The organism is Curtobacterium sp. MCBD17_013, assembly GCF_003234565.1.
Lineage (GTDB): Bacteria > Actinomycetota > Actinomycetes > Actinomycetales > Microbacteriaceae > Curtobacterium.
In genome coordinates, this window is sequence record NZ_QKTU01000005.1 from 177,033 (window position 1) to 187,258 (window position 10,226).

At 72.8% G+C, this 10,226-nt stretch carries 9 protein-coding genes; 5 read left to right on the forward strand and 4 right to left on the reverse strand.

The window, feature by feature from the left end:
• Positions 1-51 precede the first annotated feature (51 nt).
• The 3 genes from DEI81_RS08245 to DEI81_RS08255 form a co-directional block, all read right to left on the reverse strand.
• Positions 52-306 (reverse strand): hypothetical protein, encoded by a 255-nt coding sequence (locus tag DEI81_RS08245; RefSeq protein ID WP_146242790.1) that lies wholly within the window; start codon positions 304-306, stop codon positions 52-54.
• 67 nt (positions 307-373) lie between these two features.
• Positions 374-3,607: an efflux RND transporter permease subunit gene (locus DEI81_RS08250; protein ID WP_111010185.1), complete on the reverse strand. Its 3,234-nt coding sequence runs from the start codon at positions 3,605-3,607 to the stop codon at positions 374-376.
• A gap of 67 nt (positions 3,608-3,674) precedes the next feature.
• Positions 3,675-4,316, reverse strand: coding sequence for a DUF6518 family protein (locus DEI81_RS08255; protein ID WP_111010187.1), 642 nt, complete (start codon positions 4,314-4,316; stop codon positions 3,675-3,677).
• 125 nt (positions 4,317-4,441) lie between these two features.
• Here DEI81_RS08255 and DEI81_RS08260 point away from each other — a divergent pair, with 125 nt between their 5' ends.
• The 5 genes from DEI81_RS08260 (at position 4,442) to DEI81_RS08280 (ending at position 9,401) form a co-directional block, all read left to right on the forward strand.
• Complete coding sequence (locus DEI81_RS08260) at positions 4,442-5,344, forward strand: DUF4097 family beta strand repeat-containing protein (protein WP_111010189.1); 903 nt, start codon at positions 4,442-4,444, stop codon at positions 5,342-5,344.
• Positions 5,341-5,943, forward strand: a complete 603-nt coding sequence (locus DEI81_RS08265; RefSeq protein ID WP_111010190.1) for a PadR family transcriptional regulator — start codon at positions 5,341-5,343, stop codon at positions 5,941-5,943. The genes DEI81_RS08260 and DEI81_RS08265 overlap by 4 nt, the downstream gene beginning before the upstream one ends.
• 63 nt (positions 5,944-6,006) lie before the next feature.
• A complete protein-coding gene (locus tag DEI81_RS08270) occupies positions 6,007-8,202 on the forward strand; it encodes an APC family permease (protein WP_258368568.1) in 2,196 nt (731 codons plus the stop codon).
• Positions 8,203-8,288: 86 nt separating this feature from the next.
• The gene (locus tag DEI81_RS08275) at positions 8,289-9,092 is read left to right on the forward strand and encodes a hypothetical protein (RefSeq protein ID WP_111010192.1); all 804 of its coding nucleotides are present in this window, start codon (positions 8,289-8,291) and stop codon (positions 9,090-9,092) included.
• Between the two features lie 63 nt (positions 9,093-9,155).
• Entirely contained in the window at positions 9,156-9,401 is a 246-nt protein-coding gene (locus DEI81_RS08280; protein ID WP_111010194.1) for a DUF3072 domain-containing protein, read from the forward strand.
• Between the two features lie 57 nt (positions 9,402-9,458).
• On the opposite strand, the gene DEI81_RS08285 is transcribed toward DEI81_RS08280, so the two are convergent.
• The coding region (locus DEI81_RS08285; RefSeq protein ID WP_181435353.1) for an FAD-dependent oxidoreductase at positions 9,459-10,226 on the reverse strand (768 nt) is incomplete at its 5' end.

Below are 10,226 nucleotides of genomic sequence, written 5' to 3' on the forward strand. Positions count from 1 at the left end.
CGACGGCCCCGCTCCTCCCGGGAGGAACGGGGCCGCTTCCGTGGGAAGGTGTCAGTCCCAGCCGCGCGGGTCCTCGTCGGTCGCGGTGACCCAGTCGAGGAGCACGGCGGCGAGGGAGCAGATGAACGCGATCGCCGCGACCTCCGCGACGATCGAGCGGTGGTGCTCGACCACACCGAGCGCGGCGAACACCACGGTGACGATGAACGAGATGCCGAGCAGCAGCTCCGCACCGGTGTGGATGTACGTCATCCCGGACCACTCGGTGGTCGCGCGCTGGGCTCTCGGGACGTCGCGGATGGTCACGACCACCAGTGTCGGCGGTGGGAGCACCCTGTGACAGTCCCGAGAGCGGGTGCCGCTCGGTCGGGGGTCAGTGCCGCGGGTGGTGGGCCTCCCGCGCACCGGGGACCGACACGGGCACGCTCGTCCGCACGTCCGTGAACCGTTCCCGCCGACGCTCGACCACGTAGTAGAGCGCCGGGAGGACCACGAGGGTCAGGAGCGTCGACGACACGAGGCCTCCGATCACGACGAGCGCGAGCGGCTGCGAGATGAACCCGTTGTGTCCGGTGATGCCCACCGCCATCGGCACGAGCGCGAAGATCGTGGCGAGTGCCGTCATCAGGATCGGCCGGAGACGTCGGGCCGCGCCCTCCACGAGCGCCTCTCGGACGCGCAACCCCCGTCGCCGGTACTGGTTGACGAGGTCGATGAGCACGATCGCGTTCGTCACGACGATGCCGACGAGCATGAGCACGCCGATGAGCGACGCGACGCCGATCGGGATCCCCGACGCCACCTGCAGCAGGATCGCGCCGGTCGCCGCGAACGGGATCGACACGAGCAGGAGGAGCGGCTGGAGCAGGCTGCGGAAGGTCGCCACCATCACGACGTAGACGATGAGGATCGCGATGAGCGCGGCGAGGAGGAGCTGTCGGAACGCCGACGACTGGCTCGATGCGACACCGCCGATGGAGGCCTCAGCACCCTTCGACAGGTGGAGGCCGTCCACGGCGTCGGTCACGGACTGCGTCGCGGCGCCGAGGTTCGTCGCCGACGGCGTGACCGTGATCGTCGCCGTGCGCACCGCGTTCGAGGTCGTGACCGTGGTCGGCCCGTTCGACTGGTCGACCGTGGCGACGGACGACAGCGGCACGGCACCTGCGGCGGCCGGGATCGACAGGTCGCGCAGGGCCTGCGCGCTGGTCGGCGGGTGCGGGTTCTCGATGTACACGTCGAGCGTCTGGTCGCCGAACTCGACCGTCCCCTTGTCCTGCGGCGACACCGATGCCGCGACGATCCCGCCGACCTGGGTCTCGGTGAGGCCCGCCGCGGCCGCCTTCGCGCGGTCGACACGGACGGCCAGGTAGGGCTGCGCGGCGGACAGGTTGCTCGACGCACCCGTGGTGTTCGGCACGTCCTGCATGGCGTGGAGCACCTGCTCGGCCGCCGACCGGAGCCGCGCCTGCGTCGGGGCGGTCACGTCGACGTCGATGTCCGACGTCGACCCGAAGCCCGAGGTCGAGGCGAGCGAGACCGTCCCGACGCCGGAGAGCGCCCGGAGCCGGGCACGCGCCCGGGACTGCAGGGCCGTCTGGTCCGCGCTGTCGTCCGTGGTGACGGAGTACGTGATCGACGCGCTCCCCCCACCGCCGAAGGCGGCCTGGATCGAGTTGCCGCTCGAGCCGATCGTCACCTGGACGGTGTCGACGCCGTCCACGTCACGCAGCGCACGCTCCACCCGGCGCGCCGAGCGGGACTGCTCCGCGAGGCTCGTGGCCGGTGCGAGCGACTGGCTCACCGTGAAGGTGTTCTGCCCGGAGTCGCCGAGGTAGTTGGTCTTGACGAACGGGAGCGCAGCCGCGGTGCCACCGAGGACGAGCACGGCGAGGACGAGGACGAGCGCCGGGAACCGCAGCACCCAGTCCAGCACGGGCAGGTAGCCCCGGCGCAGGCGGTCGCGGTGCCCGGCGTCGTGCAGGTCCGCGGCGCTGCCGAGCGTCGTGTCGACGGACGAGGCCCCCGCGGCGAACCGGGACTCGGCCGCCACCAGTTCGGCGGGCGCCGCGCGGTGTGCTCCGACGGGGTCGACCGGGGCCGTGTCGGCGGTCGCGGACTGGTACTGCCCGGATCCCCGTCCGGGCCGGAGCCACCAGTACGCGAGCACCGGCACGATCGTCAGCGCGACGAGCAGCGACGCGGCGAGCGCGATCGACACGGTGAGCGCGAACGGCCGGAACAGCTCGCCGACGAGCTCCTGCACGAACGCGACCGGCAGGAACACCACGACCGTGGTCAGTGTCGACGCGGTCACGGCACCGGCGACCTCGCGGACGCCGTCGAGCACCGCGCGCAGCCGGTCGACGCCCGGTTGCATGTGCCGCTTGATGTTCTCGATGACGACGATCGAGTCGTCGACCACACGGCCGATCGCGATCGTCAGGCCGGCGAGGGTGATGATGTTGAGCGTGTACCCGGCGGCCTCCATGCCGATCGCGGTGAGCAGCACGCTCGTCGGGATCGAGATCGCGGTGACCAGGGTCGAGCGCCACGACAGCAGGAACACGAGGATCACGACGACCGCGAACCCGAGTCCGAGCAGGCCCTCCTCCGCCAGGGAGTCGATGGACTGCTCGATGTAGGGCGCCTGGTCGAACACGACGGTGAACCGCGGCGAGCCGTCGACCTTCGCCTCGATGCCGGGGAGCGCGTCCTGCACGGTGCGGGAGACGTCGACGGTGTTGGCCTCTTGCGTCTTCGTGATGGCGATGGTGAGCGCGGGCTTGCCGTTCACCCGGCTGATCGACGTGCGCGGGGACTCGACGAGCCTCACCTCGGCGACGTCGCCGATGGTGGTCGCGACGCGGGCGCCGGCCAACGGGAGGTCGCGGATGTCACCGACCGACCCGAGGCTCGACCCGGTCTGCACCGACAGGGTCCGGCCGTGCTCGGTGATCGTTCCGCCCGGGACGAGCGTGCCGTTGTCGTCGAGGGCGTCGCTGATCGCGGTCTGTGCGACGCCGCGCTCGGCGAGTTCCGTCTGGTCCGGCGTGATGACGATGCGGCGTCCGGGGTTGCCGTAGACGTCGGCCTCACGCACCCCGTCGAGCTTCTCGAGGTCCGGCACCGCGGTCTTGTTCAACCGCCCGACCAGGGTCTGCTCGCTCGTGCCGGGTTCGGAGACCGCGAGCTGGAGGACCGGGATGTCGTCGAACGACCCCGTGACGATCTGGGTCTGGACGCTGTCGGGCAGGTCGAGGGCGTTGACGACCGTCTGGATCTTGTCCTCGGCGCTGGCGAGGTTCGACCCGTACTGGAACTCGGCTGACACGACGCTCTGGCTCGTCGACGACGTCGCGGTGGTGTCCTTGAGGTCGGGGACGGCCTGGATCCCCTGCTCGATCTTGGTCGACACGTCGTTCGACACGACCTCGGGCGTCGCGCCGGGGTAGGTGCTGACGATCGCGACCTGGGGGAACTCGACGCTCGGGATCAGCTCCTGCTTGAGGCTCGTGAGGGCGACCCCACCGAAGATCGCGACGACGATGGTGACCAGCGCGATGAGGGCGCGGTTGCGCAGGCTGAGGACCGAGAGGAGGTGCACCGGTCGATCCTCCCAGCGGGGCCTGACACCGCGCCCGGCCGGACGTGCCCCGCGGGTCGACCGCCGGTCAGACCACGAGGAGCGCGCCGAGCACGCCGGCGGCCCCGACCACGCCCGTCCCGAGCGCGACGACGCGGCCGATCGGGCTGCGACCGGCGACGACCGCGGCGACGACGCAGAGGACGCCGCCGACGACCTCGGAGGTCCAGGCCGTGCTGCTCGTCGTCGCCGCGACGACCAGGAGTCCCCGGATCCCCTCACCCACGAGGACGGCGCCGACCACGCCGGCCGCCGCACCGCGGACCCGGCCGTCACGGGACACGACGCCGACGGCGACGAGTCCGGCGAGGACGCCCGCGGGGACCCCGAGGAGTTCCCATGTCCCGAACGGGGACAGCGCGTCGGGTCGACCGGCGAGCACGGTCGCGGCCCAGTAGCCGACGTGCATGAGTTCGAGACACACGACCCCGAGCGCCGCCGCCCAACGCGCGCCGGGTCGGACCACGAGCACCAGGAGGACCGCGGCGACGAACCACGGGCCGGCTGCGTTCGACAACGTGGCGACGAACGCCGACCCGCTCTGGCCGATGCTCGTGAGCATCCCGACGAGCAGGGCCCCGGCGAGCGCGACGACGACGCCGGCGGGACGCGGGAGCGCGCCGGATCGCGGGGGGACGACGACGCGACGGGGCAGGACCGGTGCTTCCATGCCTCCAGGATCGGCGAGGGCGGCTCGCTCGGCATCCGCCGGACGGATGACCCTTGATCGCCCCGTCCCACGGGCGTACGGTTGCCGGCACGACAACGCGATACATCGCGAGATCGGAGTGCACCATGGCGCAGGAGAAGTGGCTCGTCGACGAGCCGAAGGTCATCGACACCGGGGTGGTCCGGCAGCTCAAGGTCGGCCTCGTCGGGGGTCAGGTCGACGTCGTCGCGCACGACGAACCCACGGCGCGGGTCGAGGTCCACGCCGTCTCTGGGCGGCCGCTGCGGGTCGAGATGGACGCGGGTGTGCTCACCGTGGACCACGCCCAGGTCCGCTGGGACGACCCCCTCGGCTTCCTCCGGGCCTTCCGCGGTCAGGAGTCCGCGGACGTCAGCATCCTCGTCCCGCGGCAGGTGGCACTGACGCTCGGGGTCGTCTCGGCCGGCGCACTCGTCTCGGGGCTGACGCACGACGCGGCGCTCCACGCGGTGTCCGGCGACCTCGTCGTCGACCGGGTGAGCGGCGACCTCCAGGTCAACAGCGTCTCGGGCACCGTGACCGTCCGCGAGCACGCGGGCGCCCTCGCCGTGCGGACGGTCTCCGGCGACGTCGCCGCCACCGGCGCGGTCACCCGGCTCACGGCGGACGGCATCTCGGCCGACGTCCTGCTCGACCTGCAGGGGGTCCCGGACGGCGTCCGGGTCAGCACGGTCTCGGGCGCGGTGAGCCTCCGGCTCGCGGACGGCGTGGGGTACGCGTGCTCCGTGACCACGGCGACCGGACGCCTCCAGTTCGACGACGACGAGGTGCGGGGTGTGCACGGCCCGTACACCCGCCGGTCCGGCACGCTCGAGGGGCGCTGGGCCGACGTGCGCGTGGCCACGGTGTCCGGCCGGTTCGCGCTGTTCCACGCGGACCCGGAGCCGAGCGCCGCGAGCCCGACGGCGGGCGCGACGGCGGGCGCGACGGCCACGGACGACACCGACGGCACGTGGACGACGGACGGCACCGAGGGGCTCGGCGCATGAGCCCGGTGTTCGCCCACGGGCAGCTCCGCCTGTACCTGCTCGTGCTGCTCGCGGAGCGCCCGATGCACGGCTACGAACTCATCCAGGCGCTCGGCACCCGGTTCGGCGGCGTGTACGTCCCGAGCGCCGGCACCGTGTACCCCCGTCTCGGCAAGCTGCAGGAGGACGGCCTCGTGACCAGCGAGGCCGACGGCCGCAAGACCGTCTACGCGATCACCGAGGCCGGTCGCGACGAGTTGGCCGCGCGCCAGGACGAGGTCGCCGACCTCGAGTCCGGCGTCACCGACTCGGTGCGTTCCCTCGCGGACGGCGTGCGCGCCTCGGTCGGCGAGGCGATGCGGTCGCTCCGCGCCGACCTCGCCGCGTCCGCTCGACCGGCCGCCCCGCACCGATCGGGTCCCCACCCGGCGGGGGCGCCGACCTCGACGCCGAACGAGGGCACCCGGTCCCTCCGCGAGGTCGAACTGCTCCTCGCGACGTTCCGGCAGGAGGTCCGGGCCGAGGCCCGCCGACGCGCGACCCGGGGCACGCTCACGCCCGAGGTCGTCGCCGCCCTCCGGCGAGGACTCGACGGGATCCGGTCGACACTCCGGGACTGATCGGGAACAACGGGGACGGGTGCCGTGTTGACAGCCCCTCCATCCTGAGTAGGTTGTCCCCTCGTGACGAACGAGATCCGGTCGCTCAAGGCCCGGTTGATCGGGGATCCACTGCCCTCGCAGCAGCTCGAGGGTCAGCTCCTCCCGAAGCACCTCGCGCTCCCGATCTTCGCGAGTGACCCGCTGTCGAGCGTTGCGTACGCGCCGCAGGAGCTCCTGATGATCCTGCTGCTCGGCGGGATGTCGTTCCTGACCTTCGCGCCGTGGGTCGCGGCCCTGGTCGTGCTCCTGCTCGTCGTCGTCGTGGCGTCCTACCGACAGCTCATCAAGGCGTACCCGTCGGGCGGCGGGGACTACGAGGTCGCGCACCGGAACCTCGGCGAGAAGGCCGGGCTCGTCGTGGCCTCCGCCCTGCTCGTCGACTACGTGATGACCGTCGCCGTGTCGGTCGCCTCGGGCGTGGACAACATCATCTCGGCGCTGCCGATGCTCGACGAGTTCCGCGTCGAGCTCGCGCTCGTGTTCGTCGTCCTGCTCGCCGCCGTGAACCTGCGCGGGGTGCGCGAGTCGAGCAAGGCGTTCGCGATCCCGACCTACCTGTTCGTGGCGAGTGTGTTCGTCATGGTCGTCACGGGCCTGGTCCGCACGGCCCTGGGGCACGCCCCGGTCGCCGAGAGCGCCGGGTACACGATCGCGAACACCGAGAGCATCACGCGCGCCGCGTTCGTGCTGCTGCTCCTCCGCTCGTTCGCGTCGGGGTGCTCCGCCCTCACCGGCGTCGAGGCCATCGCCAACGGGGTGCAGGCCTTCCGCCGCCCGAAGATCCGCAACGCCCAGACGACGCTCGTGTTCATGGGCGGCATCGCGATCGTCCTGTTCGTCGGCCTCGTCGCGCTCTCGCTCATCGCGCACGTGCACTACGCCGAGAGCGCGTGCGACCTCCGGGGCTTGGCGCACTGCACGACGACGCCCCAGCGGTCCCTCATCGCGCAGATCGCGGCGGCGACGTTCGGTGGGGGCAGTGTCCTGTTCTTCGTGATCCAGGCGACCACCGCGGCCGTGCTGCTCCTGGCGGCGAACACCGCGTTCAACGGGTTCCCGCTGCTCGGGTCGATCCTCGCCCGCGACTCGTACGCCCCGAAGGCCCTGTCGACCCGGGGCGACCGGCTCATCTACTCGAACGGCGTGATCGTCCTGGCGCTCGTCGCCGCGGCACTCCTCATCGTCTACCGGGCGAACGTCACGGCGCTCATCCAGCTGTACATCATCGGCGTGTTCGTGTCGTTCACGTGCGGGCAGACGGGCATGGTCCGGCACTGGCTCCGGCTGCTCGCGACGGACCCGCCGAACCGCGGGCAGATCTGGCGCAGCCTGTCGATCAACGCCACGGGTGCGTCGTTCACCTTCGTGGTGCTCGTCGTCGTCACCATCACGAAGTTCACGCACGGCGCCTGGCTCGTGTTCGTCATCATGCCGGTGCTGTTCCTGCTCATGCTCGGCGTGAACCGGTACTACCGCGACGTCTCGCACGAGATCGCCGCCGACGACGAGACCCGGTTCGGCGCCACGGGCGACCACGCGATCGTCCTCGTCAACAAGCTGCAGAAGCCGGTGATCAAGGCGCTCGACTACGCGATCGCGGCCAAGCACGCGTCGTTCGAGGCGGTGCACGTCGCCATCGACGAGGCCGACGCCGCGACCCTGCAGCAGCAGTGGCGCGACTACGGCATCACGTGCCCGCTCACCATCGTGCCGAGCCCGTACCGCGACATCTCGATGCCGCTCATCAAGCACATCAAGGCGCACCGGCAGGAGCACGGCGCCGAGGTCGTGACCGTCTACACGCCCGTCTTCGTCGTCGGACACTGGTGGGAGGCCCTGCTCCACAACCACCGCGGGCGCCGGATCCGCAAGAAGTTGCTCCTCGTGCACGGCGTCACGGTCGCCCTCGTCCCGTGGCTGCTCGACTCCTCGGAGCTGCTGTACGGCCGCCGCTCGCGGCCGCTGCCCGGCCAGGAGCGACGCGGCGAGCCGATCCGGCCGCAGGTGCACCGCGGCGCCGAGCAGACGAACCGCGGCACGGAGGACCTCCTCCGGACCGACCGGCTGCTCCGGTCGGACCAGCGGAACAGCGTGCACGTCCGCCGCGCGACGCGACCGGCGGGCCCCGCCGAGGGCGTGGACCCGGCGGGCGACTGCGGCGAGCTGCCCGCGCTCGTCCCCGCCGCGCACGGCCGCACCCCCGCTTCGCACGACTGACCGGGCCGGACCCGGACCCGGACCCGGACCCGGACCCGGACCCGGACCCGGACCCGGACCCGGACCCGGACGTAGGATGGCCGACCATGACCGACTGGACCACGAGCGCGCCGGAGGCGCTCCGGACCTACGCGACGCTCGACAGCCACGGCGGCAAGGTCTCCAAGCGGGTCGAGGTGCTGACGGACGTGCCGTCCTCGGCCGCTGACGGGCGCCACGACGGCATGGTCGCCGTCCGCGGCCCCTGGCCCACGGGCGCGCTCGACGAACACGCCGAGGACGGCGCTGAACTCGTCCGCGGCACACCGACCGTCGGCTGGGTCGACCCCGCGACGCTCCGCGACTGGTACCGGCCCGACCTGGTGATCGTGCCCCTCCCCGAAGCGCACGGTGCCGGACTGCGCCCCGGGCTCTTCGCGGACACCCGCACGCGCGGTCGCGTCCGCATCGACGACCGGGAGGGTCACGTCGGCCCCGACGGTCGGCCCGCGTTCCGCGCGTTGGCCGGGTCGCCCGGGGACCTCCGGCTCGACGCTCCCCTGCCGCGGGACGAGGTCGTCCGCGTCGTCGAGGTGCGCGACGACGCCCGGACCGAGGACGGTGCATCGGCCGTCGCGGTGCTCACCACGCCCGTGTTGCCCGTGCTCGCGCCCGGGGTCTACCCCGACCACGCTGGCGACCGCGCGGGTCTACCGCCCGCGCCCGCACCCGGGTCGGTCCGTGTCCGTGCCTTCTGGGTCGAGCAGGGCGAGCGGGCCGAGATCGTCCGCCTCGACGCCCCCGCGAACACCATGTGGGTCGACCGCGGCCACCGGGGTCCGGTGCCCGTGGCGGTCTCCGGCGTCGGGCCCGACCTGGTCCGGTACGTCACCGAGGCCATCGCCGCGTAGGCGTACCCCGCTCGGTCCCGGCCGTCGAGGTGCGTGTCGGGGGTGCGGCGTAGCCTCCCGGGCATGAGCAACGCAGACGACCACGCCGGCGAGACCCTCGGCGGCCCCCGCCCCGACCCCTCGACCACCGCGAGCAAGGACCCGTCGGACTGGGTCACCGGTGACGAGCCGATGACCGGCCCGCAGCGCAGCTACCTGGACACGCTCGCGCGTGAGGCCGGTGAGGAACTCCCCGCCGACCTGACCAAGGCCGAGGCGTCCGAGAACATCGACCGGCTGCAGCAGGAGACCGGGCGCGGGCAGGACTGACGCCGCTGCCGCTGCCGGTGCCGGTGCCGGTGCCGGTGCTGGTGCCGTGTCTCCGGCTCAGGACGCCCCGCGCTCGAGCCGGGCGAGCACGCGCCGCGCGATGGACCGCCCCGCACGGTCGGCCCCGAGCGTCGACGCCTGCGGCCCGTACCCCGCCAGGAACACCCTCGGGTCGCGGATCGCCTGGCCCTCGGCCACCTCGATCCCGCCCGCCGGGGTCCGCAGCCCGAGCGGACCGAGGTGCCGGACGTCCGGCCGGAACCCCGTGGCCCAGATGATCGCGTCGGCGTGGTGGAACGACCCGTCGGCGAGCCGCACGCCGTCGGGCTCGATGCGCTCGGGGACCGGGCGCGGGACGAGCACGCCGCGATCCAGGCCACTCCGGATCCGCGGTGACACCGGAACGGCCGTCCCGTGCACGATGCTCGGCAGGACCGAACCCGCTCGGGCAGCTGCGTCCTGCTCGGCCACGGCGGCCACGGCGGACTCCACGCCGAGCGTCGACTCGTCCCGCCACTCGATCGGACGGCGGGTGCACCACGTGACCGAGGCCGCCACGCCGTCGAGCTCGAGCACGAAGCCGATCGCACTCGTGCCGCCGCCGACCACGACCACGTCCTGGCCCCGGAACTCCTCGGCGCTGCGGTAGCCCGTGGTGTCGAGCTGCCGACCGGCGAACCGGTCGCGGCCCGGGTACCACGGCACGAAGGGCGTGCCCCACGTGCCGCTGGCGTTCACGAGCACGGCGGTCCTGAGTTCGCCCGAGGCGCCGTCAGCAGCTCGGAGGGTCGCCACGAGGTCACCCGCCCACCCGCGGTCCCCGCC